We start from the raw sequence: 19741 nt of genomic DNA, 5'->3' as shown, positions 1-19741 counted from the left end.
TGTCCCCCTTACTGTTCCGTTGTCTGTTCTGTTGTCTGTTCTGTTGTCTGGGTTTGTACCTCTGTCTGTATCTGCCCCGGAACCTGCTGCGGCTCCTGCTCTTCTCCCAGCACCCTTACCTGTGCTCCTTCGTACAGCTCCGAGCTCCATGTTGTAATAACCTGGTCCTCCATGGTAAGTCCCGACAATACTTCAATTGTCTCTGAATCGTAGATACCAGTCTCGATAAATACCTTGTGGACTGTTCCGTTCTCACAGGTATATACATAGGGATTGCCGTTATCATAATAAACCGAATCCACAGGTATGGTCATTGCATCCTCGGTTTTTTCGGAAACCACGTAAAGCTTTACTTCTGAACCAGTAGGGAATGTATCGCCATCCTCCAGCCTCGCCTTAACCTTGTAAAGGCCCGTGGTGCTGTCCGCCATTGTGCTGACCTCATAAATGGCGCCGCTGCCTTTTATTCCCTCTTTTTCAACCTCTATTTCATCGCCTTCATGAAGGTAACCCCGTATTCTTTCCGTTGCCGAAAAAGATACTACCCGTGCCCCCTGACCGGAAATAACACAGATCAAATTATTCTGGGATACGGTATCAAAAACCTCCATGTCGCAGATTTCCACCAAACCGCTTATGGGAGCTGTAATCTGACTGTATTCCAGCTGGGTTTTGTATGTAAACTCCGCCTGCTCATACTGGATCCGGGCGCTGTCCACCTTGTTCCTGTACTGCTCATAGGCCTGTTCTGAAATGCCGCCGCTGTTATAGAGAATCTGCTGCCTTCCCAGTTCGGCCTGGGCCTCCTTAAGGGTCAGGGCCGCTGCTTCCATGGAGCTTTTGGCTGTCTCCACCTGTTTTGTGTCTATGGTACATATGACCTGTCCCTCTGTCACAACATCCCCGGCCTTTACATTTACCGACGTCACATCCCCGGCTGCCTTAGGATAAATGTAAACCACATCCGAAGGCTCCACCTTTCCTATTAAACTTGTGGTAAGCCGGATATCGCCTGTCTGGGGATATGCTGTTTCCATCACCGGAAGCGCCACTGCTTCCGCAAACTGTTTATTATTCATGAATCTGGGAATAACTGCCGCGCAGATAACCACCGCTGCAGCCACGCCCACAATAACACCTTTTTTCATCATACTTCTCCTCTCTCTGGGCTACACTGTCTGTTGTTTTACTTCCGGCCTGATATAAATTATTTTGTTATGGAAGCAGGCCATAATATCTTCCTTTTTGCCGGCGCCTGATATGTATTCCTGGATGGAAACCGTCAAAATGTCATTGCAGGTATCCTGATACACTCCGAATTCATCTTCGGAAAACCGCTCCCTGTATGCAGGCATTAAATGTCTATAAATCCAGGCTTTATATTCCATGTACTCTTTCCCATGGAGAAGCGAACGGGACAAAAGGCTGAAACTCTCATTTCCCTCTATCGGCAGATAAAGCAGGCGGTACAGGCGGTTGGTCCTGCATATGCTGAAATGATATCTCAGACTGGTCTCCAGCATTTTCCAGTAATCTCCCCCGTATTCCAGAAGAATCTTCTTGTTATTTTCCCAGATAAACCGCTGCGTCTGGCACAGCGAAAAAAACAGCATATCTTCTTTGCTGAGAAAATATGCATACAGACTCCCCCTGGAAACCCGGGCGCTTCTGGCTATCTGGGTAATATGGATATCTCCTGTTCCTCTGTGCATAAACGCCTCACTGATGGCATCGCTTATCCTGTTTTTTTTCAGTTCCGGAAGTTTATCAAAACGTTCTGTGGGCATATTGTTTTCCTCCTCATTCTTTCACGGCCCCAGTAAAACGGCACGTTTTATATACAGACCTTATGTTACTAAACTTAAATGAACCATCATTAAACCCAAGATGAAGTCAACATGAAGTCACAAAATGTTCACATTTTGTTTATCTGTCCGATTCATGTTCGGTTCATATTCATTGTGTATAATGTCCATATAATTTTAATCTGATATTGAATGATTGGGGAAAGGATGAAAAACATATGCTGATGCTGAAGATATTGATTGTAGAAGACGATGAAAAATTAAGCCAGCTTTATAAAATCGTATTAAACAAAGCCGGATATGAGACAGTTCTGGCTTCCAACGGACAGGAGGCATGGGACATCTTTGATCAGGAACATATCGACCTGGTCATAACCGATGTTATGATGCCCGTACTCAATGGTTATGACCTGGTGAAAATACTGCGCAATGAAAATCCGCTGATTCCAGTGCTCATGATAACAGCCAAAGATGACTACCCCTCCAAAAGCAAAGGTTTTACTTTAGGTATTGACGACTATATGACCAAACCCATTGATGTGAACGAAATGGTTCTCAGGGTAAAAGCACTGATGCGCAGAGCCAATATCAACCAGGAACGCAGGCTGATGGTAGGTGCTACCTGTCTGGATTATGACTCCCTGACAGTCTCCTGCGGGGAGGATTCCATCATGCTTCCTCAGAAGGAATTCCTGCTTTTGTATAAACTGGTTTCCTATCCCAACAAGATTTTCACACGCATCCAGCTTATGGATGAGATATGGGGACCCGGCACTGCCTCTGACGTACAAACCATTGATGTACACATCAACAGGCTGCGCAGGCATTTTGAACATAACCATGATTTTAAAATAATGACGGTTCGGGGACTTGGGTATAAGGCGGTGGTGCAATGAAGAACGGTATCAGACTGTGGCTTAGTCTTTCAATCCATGTCATCATAATCATGTTTGTTATGGTTTTTATAACAGGTACGCTTTCCTTCCGATTTTTTTCATCGGATATACACAGCGTCACCGCCCGCCTGTTTCCGCTTATATCCCTGCTGATAGCAGCTATACTGGTATCTGTTTCCCTGATTCTCATCGTGTCAAAGCGTCTTCTGGTTCCCATCCAAAACCTGATCGAAGCTCTTCAAAGGGTTGCTGAAGGGGATTTCACCGTCCGGCTTCCTGAAAACCATGAGGATGCCTATGCGTATAATATGAACGCCAACTTCAACAAGATGGTAAAGGAACTTAATTCCATGGAAATGCTCCAGTCCGACTTCATACAAAATGTGTCGCATGAATTCAAGACGCCCCTTACCTCTATTGAGGGCTATGCCACCTTGTTAAACGGAGTCTCCCTCCCGGACGAGCTCCATGTCTACTCCGGGCATATCCTTGAAAGCGCCCGGCAGCTCTCTGTACTGACCGGTAATATCCTGAAAATATCCAAACTGGAGAATCAAGGTATCGTCTCCCAAAAGGAATCCTTTTTCCTGGACGAACAAATACGCCAGGCTCTTCTCAGCCTGGCGCCTATGTGGGAACCTAAAAACCTGGACATTGATATGGATCTGCCTGAAACGCTTTACTATGGCAATGAGAACCTGATGTTCCAGGTATGGACAAACCTTTTTTCAAATGCAGTCAAATTCACTCCACCCGGAGGTTCCATCAGCGTCCGCTGCTGTCAGACACCGGAAGTCATTCAGGTGTGTATCAAAGACACTGGCGTCGGCATGACACCGGAGGTACAGTCCCACATATTTGACAAATTCTATCAGGGTGAGCAGAACCGCAACATTGAGGGCAATGGCCTTGGGCTGGCCCTGGTCAAAAAAATTGTCACACTGTGCAATGGAACAGTTGCTGTGGAGAGCCGGCCAGATGAGGGATCCGTGTTCACAGTCCGGCTTCCAATGGACAAGTAATGAAAAACAGAGACTTCGCCGCATCAATTTCTGGATAATATCTCCCACATGGTGCGGTAAATCTCCATGCTGTCCGTTAAATTTCTGATTCTGTCAACATCATTTTGGTCTTTACCTAATTTTATAATTTCCTTGAACAGGTCCAGATAGTCCGTTTCACCTTTCTGCGAAAAGAAGAACAAGAGGTGAACCGTCTCGCCCTCATCAAACAGGATACCGTCCTTTGATACCAGGAGGCTGAGCCCGTCCTCGTATACCCCGCTCTCCTTCCTGGCGTGGGCCAGCGCGATTCCTTTATTTACAATGATGTAACTGCCGTACTCCTCCACATTTCCAATGGCTTCCCGCACATAACGTTCATCAAAGTATCCGTCTCTGATCAGGTCCTCGGAGGCAGCCTTCATAGCCTCCCGCCAGGCCATTTTCCCGTCCCTTGCCTTGATATACTTTATTTTAAGCATGTTGAGCAGCGCAAACTCTTTTCCAATCTTGGACTCTACATAGAAGGCATCCTCCAGAATCTGCTTGAGTTCACGGTCCAGATATTCGATTTTCCGCCGGTCCCCTGAATCATAGATCGCATAGATTTTTGAGAGCACCGGAAAACGCTCCCTGGCATCCGGCAGAACAGTCTTTTTCTGTTTAAATGCAAGGTTTTGTATCTTGTTGATATCCTCCACCGTGATCAAAGGGCTGACCACAGCCACAGGCAGCACGCAGTCCTGAATCGGTACCGTGGATATGACAAAGTCCACCTGGTCGAAACAGCCCTTTGACGCCTCCACCTGTCTGGTGGTCATGGTGTCCACCACATAAAAATTGAAGTAATTCTTAATCTGGGCTTCCAGATACTTGCTGGTAGCCATGCTTCCTGGGCAGGATATAATAACTCCCAGGGGGCTGCTGTTCTTCCTCCCTCTCAGCAGGGCCGCGCATATATGGATAATAATGCTGTCTTTCATCTTGGGTGTAAGGCTGTATTGGAGGTACTTCTCCAATATGCAGAACTTATCCTCCGCAAGCTCCCTGATACGCGGGAACTCCCCGGAGGTCTCATACCCTATGTCCCAGTCATAATCCGCGTCATTCCAGTTATTCATGCCCTTTACATGGGAAATCAGCGATTCCACCAGCAGATTGTCTGACTGGATATCCACATCTATTTCCCGGCTGATTTCCAGCAGGAAATGGCAGATCACACCATAGAGCTCAAAATCATTGATGCTCTGTACCTGGGGATGCAGATTTCTCAGAAGAATCTGCCTCTCCATAACCAGAATCCCGTTATGCCCTATGGCTGAGTATCCCAGCTCCTCCGCCACATAATGTATCATATTGCCAATGGTGTCCAGCTGCAGCTGGGGCAGGCCGGGTTCTGTGGAATTCTCTGCAAATCCGGTCTGCTCTAACCGGTTGAGCAGGACAAAGATGCAGATGGCAATTTCAAAAAATACATCCTTTGCAAATATGATATTGTTGTCCTTGGTGAAACAGTTCATATAATAGATGACATCTGTAAGAGGGCAGATAAACCCCGCCCGCCTTATAATAAAACGTACAAAAAAATCCTTCTCGCATTTTATGGATGGAATCAGACCCTTAAATATGTCAATCAGCAGCCCGCGGGTCTTATCCTCCTCTGTCTGGAGCAGGATTCCCTTCTTACTTTTGGCCACAAAGATAATCCCATATTTTTTTACATATTCATCCACCAGCCTGCAGTCATTTATGATGGTATTCCTGGTGACATACAGTTCGTCTGCCAGCTGCTGCATGGAATAATAACCATCATGGCAGAGTAATTCAATGATAATATAAACCTTCCGCTCCTCCAGCGACATTTTATACTGGTATGGATCCATGGAATACACTGCGTCCATGAACTCACTGATATGCTTTCGGTCATCCAGACGCAGTATGTGGTTGTCCCAGTATACAGAGTGTCCGAAACCGGATTCCCTGGCAAATTCCACAAGCTCCTGCACATCGCCTTTTAAGGTCTTTTCAGTTATGTTATAGTCATCTGTCAGTTTTTTCAGGCTCAGCTCCTCGTTTGGATTCTTCAGAAGCCGCTGTAATATCTCGGTACTTCTCTTTTTCATTTACACCCACCACTTTCAAATTAGTCCAACCGGCCAGATGGACTGCTGCGTCTCTACACGACATCTGCAGCGTCCCCTGATCCGGAGGCGCCGCAAAGTCTTTTCCCTTAAATCCGGCTATTCCCTTCAAGCACCTGGAAACCGGACCATTTTATATTTTATATACTCTCCCTTTTGCACTTCATCAACCTTATGTCTGAACGGCTGCGCTTTACTCCGCCGCAACCTTCTTCATCAGCTCCTCCAGCTTCTTTTCCGTATTGGCCTTATTGACCCCGGAAATGAGTCCGAACACGCTCATGTACGGCTTCTCCAGAGGCTGGCGGTAATTGGCTGTGGTCAGCACAATATCCACATGGTGCTGCCTCTCCGGCACTTCCGCAATGGTGGCCTTAAATACCCTTGCATTGACCCCTGCCCTCTGCGCTATTTCCTTTACTGCCTCCTGTGCGATGGTTGAAGTCGCAACTCCGCTGCCGCATGCTACTAAAATTTTGATTTCTTTTGTCATGATACCTTCTCCTTTTCTACAGTGTTATTGTTTAATGTTATATGACTCATATCCCGCCCCATACATGGATTCTTTAAGGTTTACTATTCGATGCTTGCATGGCGCTTTGCCATCTTCTTGTTCGTATCCGCATTTTTTGAACTCATCTTAAGGATGACCGCGTCAAAAATCAGCAGCAGCATCTGCTCAAACAAACTGCCCAGAGGCTGGATGCTTGCCTTTGACTCAGAAAACTTGGTGGCGGCCTCAATCCGGATAAGCGGCTCATGGTTCCTGCTCAGTGTGGATTCCTTGCTGCCGGTGATCACCAGCACGTCGGTTCCCTGCTTAGCCCCGTCGTCTGCCGCGCTGCACACGCTCTGTGTCTCTCCGGAAGCCGAAGCCACAATCAACAGGTCCCCTTTTCCCACGGAAGGAGTTGTGGTCTCCCCCACCACATAGGACTGATATCCCATCTGCATCAGTCTCATGGCCAGCGCTTTTAACATCAGGCCGGACCTTCCGGTCCCGTATACAAAGATTCGCTCATGAGTGTCAACCGCCTCTATGAACTGGTCGATTTTTTCTTCCGGCATCTGCACGGAAGCATTCTTTAATTCAGCGACAATATCCATTAATTCCATAACCAATCTCCTTTTTCATCTCTTACGTGAAAGGGATTTCCCTGACTATCCTATCTTTTCCTGTAAGTATTCAATCAGTTCCTCGTCTGAAAGGCTCTTGCATTTTAACAGAGCTTCCGAATCATTTAAAAAACCCATCATGTTCTGCAGCGCCTGAAGATGTTCATTGGGATCCTTGATTGCCAGGTTGAAAATCATATCTGTACTGACATCCTGGGTATCGTCATCCATCCGCTTAAAAGAAACAGGCCGGTCCAGTTTGAGGAAACAAACACTGTTTTGTGTGATGCTCTCATCTTTGGCATGCGGGATGGCTGTAGGAATCTCCGTGGGCAGTCCTGTAGGGTAATTCTTCTCCCGTTCCACGCACAGAGTCCCAAACTGTTCGCTGACAAGTCCTTCCTTATACAGAGCCTCACCGCACATGGTGATTGCCTCATATCTGTCCCTGGCAAAACCGTGAATCACTAAATATCTATTTTTCATACTAATCTCCTATTCTTAACCAAGCATTCCAAACAGTCTGTGCAGCAGGGATACCAACAGGTTGCCCGGGTTCCAGCCAAAGTGGGATGCGGTTACCAGTCCTTCAAATTTAACGCCGGTGACAGACAGCATCTGCGTTGCTTCGGGTATAAACATGTTCGCAAAGAACAAGGTAATGAACATCATGACTGTCATGCAGATCAGAGTCCTGAATATATTTCCCTTACTGGTCAGCACACACATAGGAGCCAGATAGCAAACCTCTGCCAGGATTCCCAGAGGGAAAAACCTCATATCGGGAATCAGGAATGCCAGGAGGATGGTGACCGGTATCATAATGGCCGAGCATGTGATACAGGCCGGGTCTCCCAATCCAAGGGCGATGTCCATACCGATGTAAATATCCGCGTCATCGCCAATCTTCCTGTGCATGTAATCATTGGCAGCATTGCCCATGGGAGTCAGACCTTCCATCATAACGCTTACCATTCTGGGAATCAGCACCATGGATGCCGCGACACCCATGCCGATGGTCAGTAACGCCCCCAGGTCCTGTCTGGTCAGCAAGGCCAGGAATACGCCCACCAGCAGTCCGATGACCGCTGGGTCTCCAAAGATTCCCAGTTTCTTTCCCAGCTTATCCACATTGACATCCACGTCCCTCAGGCCGGGAATCAGGTCAATGATTTTATTGAGTCCATATGTAACAGGATATACCCAGGCGCAGAACGCCAGCGTGGTACAGGTGGTTCCTTCCAGTCCGAAGAATTCCCCCCACTTCGGGGCCAGCCACTGGGAAAAGAACAATGCAACGATGCCGCACCCCACGGCTACCAGGAAACCGATAACTGCGTTTCCTGACAGGGCATATGCCAATGCGCCGGGTACAAGAAAATGCATGAAATTCCAGATATCCACATTCAGTACCTTTGTAATCTTCAGGCGCACCAGAATCAGATTCACAATTATGATGGCCGGGATGACAAACACGGCAAAGGGAACGGTCCAGGATGCAGCCCCCAGCGCTGCAAACCCAACCTCCAGAGCGTCATATCCCGACCCCAGCGCCTTATAGTAGTCCATGACCGGCTGTATTGTTGTAATCAGCAGGTTGACCGCCAGAACCAGTCCCTGGAAACCGATTCCCACCAGTAATCCGGACTTGATGGCATGGCCCAGCTTCATCCCAAAGAATTTTCCTAATATGGCTATGACAACCGGCAGAAGTATGGCTGCGCCTAAATTGATAAATTCCTGAAAAAATCCTAATATTGCCTCCATTTTATACCCCCTCTTTTTATCTGTAAACCTTCTTTATTAAAATCAGGCTATGGTACGGCCGCCGTCAAGAAGGATCGTCTGCCCCTGGATGTATGAATTGTCCTTGTCAGCCAGGAACACCGCCAGGTTTGCAACATCCCGGACCGTACCGTAGCGGCGCACAGGAATCTTTTCCAGAACAGCGTCCAGCTCTGCCTGGGTGGGATAATTTACACGCATCATATCCCCTGTGTCAATCAGGCGCGGCGCGATGATATTGACATTTACGCCTTTTGGTCCAAGCTCCTTTGCCAGTCCGCGCATCAGCCCTTCGCCGCCTGCCTTGGAGGCCGGATAGGCCACGGCTCCGCCTGTACCGCTTAAGGCTGAACCGGAACTGATGTATACGATGGAACCGTGGTTTGTGAGGAAATCATTGTAAAACGCCTTTACGGTATTGAACAGACCGTTTAAGTTTATGCTGATGGTCCTGTTCCACTCCTCAAATGTAAATTCATTTACCTTCTTTTTGAAGGCCACCCCGGCGTTGAGGACAAGGGTGTCAATCCGTCCGAACTCCTCAAATACTTTCTCCCGCACATGGTCCATATCTTCCGGCTTTGACACATCCGCCTGGACAAACAGAGACTTCACATAATCACGTGTGATTTCTTCTGCTGTCTCTGTACCGAATTCCACATTATAATCAACAATTACGGTATTAGCTCCCTGCTCTGCAAACTGTACTGCGATCTGCTTTCCGATTCCATGTCCTGCTCCTGTCACCAATACCACTTTTCCCTCAAATTTTTTCATCTTTATACCATCCTCTCTATTCTTGTGGTGTCATGCTTATCGTTCCATAGCCCTGCCGCAGCTTCTATTTCACTGCTTCCCGCAGTATGCTGTAGCGCTCGTCGGGATTGCCTCCAAAGAGATATCCGCCGACTACAATCAGCTCGGCTCCTGCACCGGCCACCTGCTTTGCTATAACATCATTGACGCCTCCGTCCACCTCAATCTGGATGGGACGGCTGCCAATCATTTTTTTCAGATTGGCAATCTTTTCAAGGCTCTTTTCTATGAATGTCTGGCCAGGTGTCCCCGGATTGATGGTCATGATAAGAACATAGTCAATATCATCCAGCAAGTATTCAAGCACTGACTCCGGTGTGCCCGGGTTGAGTACGACTCCGGCCTTTCTTCCTGCTTTTTTGATGCGCTGGATCATGTTATGGATGTGAGGCGTGGACTCATAGTGGACCGATATCATCTCGGCTCCCGTGGCAATCACATCATCCAGATGGTCCTTTGGATGGTCAATCATCATGTGCACATCAAACATCATTTTAGATGCCTTTTTCATAGCCCCTATCTGGTTTGGCCCGAAGGCAATGTTAGAGACGAAGTTGCCGTCCATCATATCCACATGCAGGATAGCCGTGTTTTCACGTTCCAGAAATTCAATCTCATCCTTTAACCGCAGAATATCTGCTCCAAAAATTGACGGTAGTATTTGAGCCATTGATAAACCTCCTAATTACCATTCATAAGAAGTGATCAGATTCATATGATGGCGCCTTGTTTTTTTGTTTTATAATTCATGAATTATCCGCTGTCCATTGTGTGTTTCTTACTAAGCCTTACCGCGAATCAACTTTATGGTTTTACTATATCATCAACTTTCTTTTGCTTAAAGACCAATTTACCGCCAATGTGCCGGAAGGGAATTTACTATTTGATTTCCGCTCAAATATACCTTCCCGCCTTTTTAATAAAAAAAGAGGCTGGTTCATAATGAATCAGCTGCTTTTCATATGTGAATATAAAATGTTAGTATTTTTCAGGAATCCGAATATTAGACGCGTTAGAAAACTTATATTTTTCTGTCATATGCTTCTTCATACAAACCAAGATATAACAGTAGCAATCCGCTATACCATCTGCAAAGGAATCCGCGTTACCCTGGTTTAATTGCCGGAACGCAGCGATAACTTGTTTATTGAGATGCGAAAGTGTACGCCTCTTGGACGGATAATAAGCAAAATGATGCCCCCATTCAAGAAGATGATTGGTTTCAGATAATATAACATATAAAGGTTCCAGTGTGGTATGTTTTAGTATGGCTTCCAACATATCTGCCAGATAAGCGGAACCGGGAGATGTAAATCTGTCCGCCAACTCGTCCAGCTCATCTCTGGTGAACCGCAAAGCTGCCTCCAAAGCCGCCGGGCGAATCAGCAGGGCCATGAGCTGCAGGGCATGAAGGTAGCGCAATGCCTTTTCTACATATCCGGAATTAAGAGCCAGCCGGTGAATTTTAGTATCATCCGGTTCTATAACAATAGTGCCTTTGCCATTTAATGTTTTTACGAACCCTCTCTGTTCCAGTTCTGACAATGCCTTTCTGACAGTGGATAAAGAGACATTATACTGTCCGGCCAGCTGCTTTTCATATGGAAGATACATGCCAATCGAATATTCTCCAAGGCCGATTTTCAGATTCAGGTCGTCAACAATCTTCGAGTAATAATAATCCTGGCCGCGCATGGGATTCCACGCAAAGGGCACCCCCGTTTGCACAGGACATTCAGGCGTCGTGTCCCTTAAATTTTTTAGTGTGCTTTCAATGGAGTCTGTAAGAGCCTGATACATATTTAATAACTGGCGGTGCTTTGCAGACGGATCTTTGCCCTTTAATATGTCTATAATAACGCTGTTCGCAGGTGCAGGCTTCTGTAAAAAGTGTTTCCTGAAACAGGGGCATTCCTCTATGAAAAATGAGAACTTATTGTAAAGGCCAAATGCAGAATAAAGTTCGCCGAATAAGGGATTTCCTCCTATCCTTAATATATCATATCCCAAATTAGAAGGAATACGCCATCCGCCGGTAAGGCGCCCCAAACGCAGTACCTTCATAGCCTGTTTATAGTGCGGCATAATCTCCACATCGCAGCCCTGCAGGGCAAAAACAAAAAGGGATGGCAGTATTAGCGTAAAGGTCTGATATACCTGCAATATAGTCTGCTTTTGCTTCAAAATTTCAAAAACAGTATTCAATGAATCAGGCGTATCTTTTCCTGAAACAACGATTGGAGCAAGGCGGGGCTGAATCTCAATCAGCCCTTCTTCCCGCAATGCTTCAAAAACATGGTTAATCGTGTATCTGCTTACATGAAACTGCTCGCAATACATCCTTGAAGATAATAAAGAATTTCCAGGAAGTATCTGGCCCTCCAAAATGCGCTGTTTAATTTCGTTATATACAAATGTAAATTTTGTTTCCTGTGGTTTCATATCGTATCTCCTCTGTCTGGATTATATCATGAAGTTCCACACTTGTCAGCATGAAAAGCTGTAACCTATTTGCACTCCTTACCAATATGGGTATTGCACGTTGATAAAGATAACCTTTATAATAAAACCGTAAAATTGGCATGAAAGAGATTACACATTAGGGAGGAATAACGTCAATGGCAGGCAGACAAAAAAATGATACTACGATACAATTTCTGATATACAGCTTCATTGGGCTCCTTATCTTTAGTATTGTTATTTTCAGCATTCTGGGAATTTATATGAGTCAAAAGAGCAGAAAGGCCGTTTACAAAGTTGGAGAGATCTATATGTCCGGAATGAATGAACAAATGTCCCGACACTTTGAAACAGTAATTAAATTGCGTTTTGATCAGGTCAGCGGCATTGTTTCTGTGGTTTCAACAGATAACAACGACAAAGAGGCACTATATGAGGAACTCATTTACAGGGCACAGGTCAGGGATTTTGACTATTTAGCGCTTTGTTCTGCTGAGGGAAATTTCGAAACTCTTTACGGACACCCAATACAGCCGCTCAACCCAGAACCTTTTGTAGAAGCATTATTACAGAGTGAACAGCGAGTTGCCGTAGGTGTTGATTCAGATGAAAATGAAGTGGTATTATTTGGTGTTGATGCTGCTTATCCTATGCAGAATGGCGATAAGAGCACTGGCCTGATAGCAGCGGTGCCGCTGGAATACATCACTGATTTTCTTTCCCTGGAGGATAAAGGGCAGCTGATGTATTACCATATTATCAGGCCGGACGGCAGTTTTGTAATACAAAATCCCAACACCGAACTGTGGCCTTTTTTTGAAGAGCTGCAAAAGCATCTTGCTCTTGAAGAAAACGATTCATCTGAAGAAAATTCTATTGATGAATTTGGTATTGCTCTGAAAGATCATAAAAAGTATGCTGCCACATTTGAAGTGAATGGGGAAGAACGGCAAATTTATGGCATACCATTGCCTTATTCTGAATGGTATTTGGTAGCGGTAATGCCTTATGGTATATTGGACGATACCATAAACAGTCTGAGCAGTCAGCGTATGGTCATGACGTTGCTGTCCTGCGCTTCTGTTCTATTTATTTTGACATTGATTTTTCTTCGGTATTACTCCATGACCCGTTCTCAGCTGCATGAACTGGAAAAGGCCCGTCAGACAGCACTTGAGTCCAGCAAGGCCAAAAGTGAATTTTTAGCCAATATGAGCCATGATATCCGTACCCCCATGAATGCAATAGTAGGCATGACCGCCATTGCAACAGCCCACATGGATGACCGGGAACAGGTACAGAGTTGTCTGAGAAAAATCACATTGTCCAGCAAACATCTATTAGGGCTGATTAATGATGTTTTAGATATGTCTAAAATTGAAAGTGGTAAATTGACGTTAACAACCGAGCAGATTTCTTTGCAAGAAGTTACTGAAGGCATTGTTAACATTATGCAGCCACAAGTGAAGGCAAAAAAACAAACCTTTGATATTCATGTTGATAATATATTAACAGAAAATGTATGGTGCGACGGTGTACGCCTGAATCAGGTATTATTGAACCTCTTGTCGAATGCAACCAAGTATACACCGGAGGGAGGAGCCATACGATTATCCCTTTCTGAAGAAAAATCTCCAAAAGGAGAAAACTATGTCCGAATTCATATCAATGTCAAGGATAATGGAATCGGCATGTCACAGGATTTTCTGAAAAAAATATATGAATCCTATAGCCGGGCAGATAGTGCCAGGGTACATAAAACAGAGGGTGCAGGTTTGGGAATGGCGATTACAAAGTACATTGTAGACGCGATGGAAGGAGGCATTGAGGTTCAAAGTGAAATTGGCAAAGGTACTGAATTCCGTATTACATTTGATTTTGAAAAAGCTGCCGCAATGGAGGTGGATATGGTGCTCCCTTCCTGGAATATGCTGGTGGTTGACGATGACGAGCTATTGTGCAGAACAGCTATAAATGCGCTGAAATCCATTGGTATAAAAGCTGAATGGACATTAAGCGGGGAAAAGGCCATAGATTTGGTAATCCAACACCACAGCAGAAGGGACGATTATCAAATAATCCTGTTAGATTGGAAACTACCTGGCATGAATGGGATTCAGGTTGCCAGAGAACTACGGCGCAATTTAGGAGATGAAGTACCTATACTGCTTATTTCTGCATACGACTGGAGCGAATTTGAAGCGGAAGCACGGGAGGCGGGTATCAGCGGCTTCATTTCCAAGCCTCTGTTTAAATCCACATTGTTCTATGCACTGCGCCAATATATGGGAGTTGATACACCAAATAGCCGGACATTGAACCAGGGTATGGAGCTGTCCGGGCGCCGCATCCTTCTCGCCGAGGATAATGAACTTAACTGGGAGATTGCAAATGAGCTGTTATCTGATTTGGGAGTGGTATTGGATTGGGCCGAGGATGGCCAGATTTGTCTGGATAAATTCCAAAAGTCACCCGAGGGATATTACGATGCTATTCTCATGGATATAAGGATGCCGCATATGACAGGATATGAGGCCACGAAAGCAATCAGGGGACTGGATCATCCGGATGCCTTATCTGTTCCAATTATTGCTATGAGTGCGGATGCTTTTTCGGATGATATACAGCATTGCCTGGAATGCGGTATGAACGCTCATATTGCAAAGCCTATTGACGTTATGGAATTGACCCGCATGTTAAAAAGATATTTAATATAGCCCCGTTTACTGCATTTATGTTCCGTCCACAAAAACATTGCAGGCCCTCAGGCTGCAGGAAGAAATAAAGTTTCAATCCCTGCTTTATTAACGCATTGCTGCAGCCTGAATTCATCCGCTGGAATATCCTCCTGGTGCATCAGGGCCCCTGCATATACTTTTCTTCATACTCTGAAATTGATATAGGCCTGCTAAACAAATAGCCCTGCACAGTTTTGACACCATATTCTCTTAGAACCTCTAATTGCTGCCCGTCCTCTATCCCTTCAGCAACTAACTGAATTCCCATTTCACTGCACATTCTTGTCATCATCCCAATTATTATCTGTGCTCTTTTATTTGAAATAATATCTTTTACAAACCCTTTATCTATTTTTAATATATCGAATTTCACTAATGACAGCAGCGCTAAATTTGAACTTTCCACCCCAAAGTCATCCATTGCAACTCTGAATCCAGAATCTCTTATTTGATTGATTCTTGTTACCAATGTGTCCAAATTTGTAAAATTGGCGCTCTCAGTAATCTCTATTTCCAAATAATTTCTTTGAACATGATATTTGTCGCTGATCTCTTCCAATCTTTTTATAAAACGATCGTCCCTAAAAGTGAGCTTTGAAAAATTACTGGAGATTGTAACGGCAGACTTCCCCTGCCTGGCCCAGATACTCAGGGTTTTGCATACCTCCTCAAATACATAGTAGTCAATCTTACTGATCAGGTATGTGTCTTCTAAAACTGGAATGAATTTATCTGGTGCTATGATAGCTCCATTTTCATCCCGGTAACGTATCAATGCTTCTGCACCCACCATCCTGCAATCTTCCACATTTATTTTAGGCTGCAAATACACTTTGAAATTATGATTCTCTATTTTTTCGTTTAGCACATCAGGCTCAGCCAAGGAGCGCAGTATGTCATTATTATGCCTGTAGCGGCCCGTTGCATGGTGTCCCTGATAGAACCGCTTTTTATCATCATACATTAATTCATCCGCTTCTTTGATAATATCCTGAATATGAGTGCATTCTTCATTCCATCTGCATCCTATGGCTGCCTGACATTTGCTCTTCTCAAAAGCATTTTTTAACAGCTGAACATTATCGCAAAAGGATTCCTCGGTAATATCCACATAAATTATTACAAACTCATCGCCGCCAATACGGTAAAGGTACTTTGAATCAACGCTGTTTTTCACAATATCAGCGCATTCCTTAATCATCTTATCCCCCGTGTCATGGCCAAAGGAATCATTAATCTCTTTAAGCCCATTAATATCTAAATAGACCACTCCTACAGATTCTTTGCACTCTTTTAATTCAGATACATCCTGTATAAAACGGTTTCTATTGTAAAAAGAAGTTAACCGGTCTATTTGGCTCATCTCAAATAACATTGTTTCATTTTCATTTCGCTGCATGGTCAGAGAAAGAAAATACTGGATAGTCTGCAAAAATGGAACCGCTACTTCAGCCAGGCCCAAATCCTGATTATCCAGGCCTATTGACCCATTTACTTTTCCATTCTTCATCATGGGTACCCATATAATATTTCGTATTCCCTGTTGGACAAGCAGTTCATAGCCCTTCGGGAATGTATCCTTTATTTCTTCAATATCATTAATAACCAGCTTTTTGTGCTTGTCCAACTCATCCAGCCATACTTGATAATCACCGATTGGGATATTCTGTAAATTGTCTATTTGTGGCAAAACACCTTCTTTACACCATTCTGCGATGTTAGAATAATACTGGTCATGAAACCGGAAAACATAGGAACGTTCTGCCGAAAACAGTGTTCCTATATATTGCAGAACCTTTGTGATTGCGCTTTGTATGTTGCGATTATTATAAAGTTCCCTTACACATGCAAGGCGTATATCATCTCTTTTCAGTCTTCTTTTTAATTCATTTTTTTCATTATTAGCTTCTGTAATATCAAAAGCAATTTCCATCCGGACTGTGCGTCCATCCCATTCAATCAGGCGGTCTTTCAAAAGATAATGTTTTTTTATTATAGGGTTTGTATACTCCCAGGAATATGTTTCATCCGCTTTAAGCAGCTTATTGGTACAAAAAGGACAGGGTTCTTCAAATCCCTGTAAAACTTTATAGCATTTTATATTCGGCTGGCTGTCGTCAATCTGAAACATTCTCTTTCCCGCTTCATTGACAAACAGCAGTTCATACGTATTTATGTCTGAGACATACATTAATTCTGATATCTCATTCATAGGCGCCATTAACTCCTGGGCTCTTCTTGACAACTGCTCGCTCTTTTTTATATTTTCCTTTTCAGCCTCAATTAATTTTTTCCGGCGCTTTTCCTGGCAAATGGTAAAAACAGAACAGCCAAAAGCCATTAATCCAAATATAATATTGGTGATCACCAGTGACTTTCTTGCATTCTGTACCGTATGTTCCGTATATTCTTCAGCCGTAAACACTGTATCATTGGCTAATCTAAAATAATCTTCACTCAATTCATAAAGCATCTGATTGGAAGGATCTTTCCGATAATTGTATATCTGCGCTTTAATATCTTCCCAGTCATTTTGCATTTCTATTAACATGGTTTGGAATTCTTCGCTATCCAGTTTTATCAGATTTAATTCATCACTCCCGCTTGAAAGTCCTGACAATATGTTATCCAGAAAATAAATCAACTCGTCATCCGGTACATGATTCAATTCCTTTTTAATCAGTCTCTGTGTTGCTCCCCGAACGATACCAATATAATTTATGACCCTGGCATTCCCCTGTAAATCATCCGTTAAATCAAGTGACATATGCGCTGTAAATATAAGAGCTGTGCAAAAAATGATTGGAACAAAAACCCCGCCTAATTTCCTGATTATTCTCCCCATTTAATCCCCCTCCTTTGTACTTTAAAATTTATCGTGTTCCGTATATGCCACATTCCAAAGCGGATATCAGAAAGCAGCGGGATTAAAATAAGCCTTATGGTGTAAAAGTCATTCAGAGATAACATCCGTTTAATGTCTGCTTAGATAAACACTAACTATGATTTTAACCCCTTCGTATAAAACTGTCAAACATTAACAATAATTAACTATACCAACACATCAATTAGTTTTTCTGATTAACCAGTATTTTTCAGGGCGTTTAATAATCATAGAAAAAGCCTCCGGTTAATAACCGAAGGCATACATAAGACAATTCTTTCTTTACTTCTATTCTCCCAAAGCGTTCCGGAAAGCCAGTGCCCTTTCAGTCAGATTTTCAAAATCATGGCTGACTGTCAGTGATTGGTTTACAAGATTGCTCCCTATCCCAAAGCAGGCAACACCGGCGGCAGTAAACTGGCATATATTTTCCGGGGTCACGCCTCCCACTGCTGCCATCGGAATGTGGGATAGTGGACCACGGACCGCCTTTATGTAGGATACTCCTAAAAGTCCTGCTGGAAACAATTTGATGATATCGCCCCCATAATTATACGCATCCACAATCTCAGAAGGCGTAAATGCACCAGGCATGGATATAAGTCCCAGTTCCTTTGTCTTCTCAATCACACTTCTGTCAACATTAGGAGATATGATATACTCTGCACCTCTTCTATAAGCCTCTTCTGCTTCCTCTGCTGTGAGAACCGTACCAGCGCCAATATGCATACGTTCGGACAGGTGTTCCTTCAGCAATGCGATTGAATGGAGCGTCTCCCTTATTCCCTCAGGTCCGCTGTGATCAAAGGTGACTTCCATCATGCAAATTCCGCCGTCTGCCAGAGCCCGTCCCGTATCCAGGATCAGCCCGGATGGGATACCTCTTACAATTGCAACTATTTTTTCCTTCCTAATCATCTGCAGAATCATCTGCTGCCTATTTCTCTCATCCATTATCCTATCCTCCCTAAAAATCTCCATTATAAACAGCTATAAGCAGCGCCCCGTATCCGGAGAGCAGCAATTCTCCCGAATCATACCCTGACACATCAGAGAATGAACCATCTTCCTCAAACAGCCTGGTCAAGGCGCTCCTAAGAGGTTCCTTCCCGGCCACTACCACCTGCATGTCCGGGCTCAGCATGAGCGCGCTGCTCTTTTTAACAGCACTTATATCAGAAGAAAGCACTGCTCCCAGCAGGTAACCGGCGCAATCTTTTGGAGATGCGGACAGACATTGGTTCAGAATACGGGTTGTAAATACCGCCCTGGTCAGACTGGTATCCCGGGCTGTCTTAAAGCCCTTCAGCACCATTTCCCAGTTATAATGAGCAGAAGCAAAGGAATGGTTAACCGCATCCGCTATAATGGTATGATTGGTGATGGCTGACAGCAGCTCGCCGGACAAGGTGGTCAGACACCCCGTCAGTCTCCCAGACCGATCCGTAGTCACGAACTTATTGTGCGAACCGGGCAGCGCGAGAAGGACAGCCCCTTTTACCGTGATAAGAGATAGCAAAGCCAGTGCCTCTGTCTCCTCCCCTCTCATAATATCCATGGATTCCAGGGTATCCATATCCACAGCATTGGAATTTTTCAGGCCCGGGATGAAATGAATGGGGAGTTCAAACACCTCCGGAATGAGCACAGCTCTCACCGCTGCCGCAAAATCCTCTAATCCTGCAGGAGCCTCTATATGCGGAACCTCTGTAAGTCCTACATTGGAAGTAATCATACCGGATGCATAAACAGATGCAATCTGATGGATTGTCAGATTATTTCTATTTAATAATGTCTGGATGCCTTCACGTATGGCTCCGGCCAGCCTTTTATTGTTACCCTCTACAGCTGTGACTCTGACTCCAATTTCGCTCTTATAAATATCCACGCATGCCTTCTTTTGGTTCCACAGAGCAACTCGGGTGTTCGTTGTTCCGCTGTCAATGGTAATCAGATAGTGTTCCATATATACTGCTGCCTCCTTGTGCATAAATTAAAATACTGAATGGGTCGATAAAATATTAGTGATATATTTGTGATATATTAATTCTATAATACCATTCCGCGCACAATTCTTCTATATTTAAAATCTCACAAAA

At 44.5% G+C, this 19741-nt stretch carries 16 protein-coding genes; 3 read left to right on the top strand and 13 right to left on the bottom strand.

The annotated features are described in order from the left end of the window. Positions 1–8: 8 nt before the first annotated feature. Both CGC65_RS09885 and CGC65_RS09880 read right to left on the bottom strand, forming a co-directional pair. On the bottom strand, positions 9–1148 hold the full coding sequence (locus CGC65_RS09885) for an efflux RND transporter periplasmic adaptor subunit (RefSeq protein ID WP_002569553.1): 1140 nt from the start codon (positions 1146–1148) through the stop codon (positions 9–11). Positions 1149–1169: 21 nt separating this feature from the next. Beyond that, the gene (locus tag CGC65_RS09880) at positions 1170–1787 is read right to left on the bottom strand and encodes a TetR/AcrR family transcriptional regulator (RefSeq protein WP_002569554.1); all 618 of its coding nucleotides are present in this window, start codon (positions 1785–1787) and stop codon (positions 1170–1172) included. A 242-nt stretch (positions 1788–2029) separates the two neighbouring features. On the opposite strand from CGC65_RS09880, the gene CGC65_RS09875 reads away from it, so the two are divergent. After that, positions 2030–2701, top strand: coding sequence for a response regulator transcription factor (locus CGC65_RS09875; protein ID WP_038282708.1), 672 nt, complete (start codon positions 2030–2032; stop codon positions 2699–2701). After that, a complete protein-coding gene (locus tag CGC65_RS09870) occupies positions 2698–3723 on the top strand; it encodes a HAMP domain-containing sensor histidine kinase (protein WP_002569556.1) in 1026 nt (341 codons plus the stop codon). Before CGC65_RS09875 ends, CGC65_RS09870 begins: the two co-directional genes overlap by 4 nt. A 23-nt stretch (positions 3724–3746) precedes the next feature. Here CGC65_RS09870 and CGC65_RS09865 read toward each other — a convergent pair whose 3' ends face one another. The 8 genes from CGC65_RS09865 to CGC65_RS09830 form a co-directional block, all read right to left on the bottom strand. Then, the gene (locus CGC65_RS09865; RefSeq protein ID WP_002569557.1) at positions 3747–5825 is read right to left on the bottom strand and encodes a BglG family transcription antiterminator; all 2079 of its coding nucleotides are present in this window, start codon (positions 5823–5825) and stop codon (positions 3747–3749) included. 211 nt (positions 5826–6036) lie between these two features. Continuing rightward, positions 6037–6336, bottom strand: coding sequence for a PTS sugar transporter subunit IIB (locus CGC65_RS09860; protein ID WP_002569558.1), 300 nt, complete (start codon positions 6334–6336; stop codon positions 6037–6039). Between the two features lie 83 nt (positions 6337–6419). Beyond that, entirely contained in the window at positions 6420–6959 is a 540-nt protein-coding gene (hxlB, locus tag CGC65_RS09855; RefSeq protein ID WP_002569559.1) for a 6-phospho-3-hexuloisomerase, read from the bottom strand. 45 nt (positions 6960–7004) lie between these two features. Beyond that, on the bottom strand, positions 7005–7445 hold the full coding sequence (locus CGC65_RS09850) for a PTS sugar transporter subunit IIA (protein ID WP_002569560.1): 441 nt from the start codon (positions 7443–7445) through the stop codon (positions 7005–7007). 15 nt (positions 7446–7460) lie between these two features. Then, complete coding sequence (locus tag CGC65_RS09845; protein ID WP_002569561.1) at positions 7461–8726, bottom strand: PTS transporter subunit IIC; 1266 nt, start codon at positions 8724–8726, stop codon at positions 7461–7463. Positions 8727–8768: 42 nt separating this feature from the next. Then, positions 8769–9521 (bottom strand): SDR family NAD(P)-dependent oxidoreductase, encoded by a 753-nt coding sequence (locus CGC65_RS09840; RefSeq protein WP_002569562.1) that lies wholly within the window; start codon positions 9519–9521, stop codon positions 8769–8771. A 64-nt stretch (positions 9522–9585) separates the two neighbouring features. Continuing rightward, positions 9586–10230 (bottom strand): ribulose-phosphate 3-epimerase, encoded by a 645-nt coding sequence (gene rpe, locus CGC65_RS09835; protein ID WP_002569563.1) that lies wholly within the window; start codon positions 10228–10230, stop codon positions 9586–9588. Between the two features lie 308 nt (positions 10231–10538). After that, positions 10539–12002: a GntR family transcriptional regulator gene (locus CGC65_RS09830; protein WP_002569564.1), complete on the bottom strand. Its 1464-nt coding sequence runs from the start codon at positions 12000–12002 to the stop codon at positions 10539–10541. Between the two features lie 176 nt (positions 12003–12178). On the opposite strand from CGC65_RS09830, the gene CGC65_RS09825 reads away from it, so the two are divergent. Beyond that, the gene (locus CGC65_RS09825) at positions 12179–14737 is read left to right on the top strand and encodes a hybrid sensor histidine kinase/response regulator (RefSeq protein ID WP_002569565.1); all 2559 of its coding nucleotides are present in this window, start codon (positions 12179–12181) and stop codon (positions 14735–14737) included. Positions 14738–14876: 139 nt separating this feature from the next. Here the strand turns inward: CGC65_RS09825 and CGC65_RS09820 are convergent, their stop codons facing one another. The 3 genes from CGC65_RS09820 to CGC65_RS09810 all read right to left on the bottom strand — a co-directional run bounded on the left by CGC65_RS09820 (position 14877) and on the right by CGC65_RS09810 (position 19608). Next, entirely contained in the window at positions 14877–17603 is a 2727-nt protein-coding gene (locus tag CGC65_RS09820) for a sensor domain-containing phosphodiesterase (protein ID WP_002569566.1), read from the bottom strand. 327 nt (positions 17604–17930) lie between these two features. Then, complete coding sequence (locus CGC65_RS09815; RefSeq protein ID WP_002569567.1) at positions 17931–18596, bottom strand: bifunctional 4-hydroxy-2-oxoglutarate aldolase/2-dehydro-3-deoxy-phosphogluconate aldolase; 666 nt, start codon at positions 18594–18596, stop codon at positions 17931–17933. A 13-nt stretch (positions 18597–18609) separates the two neighbouring features. Beyond that, complete coding sequence (locus CGC65_RS09810; protein ID WP_002569568.1) at positions 18610–19608, bottom strand: 2-dehydro-3-deoxygalactonokinase; 999 nt, start codon at positions 19606–19608, stop codon at positions 18610–18612. Between the last annotated feature and the right edge of the window lie 133 nt (positions 19609–19741).

This window comes from Enterocloster bolteae, from assembly GCF_002234575.2.
GTDB classification, from domain to species: Bacteria; Bacillota; Clostridia; order Lachnospirales; family Lachnospiraceae; genus Enterocloster; species Enterocloster bolteae.
This window is presented reverse-complemented; position numbering and strand designations above follow the sequence as displayed.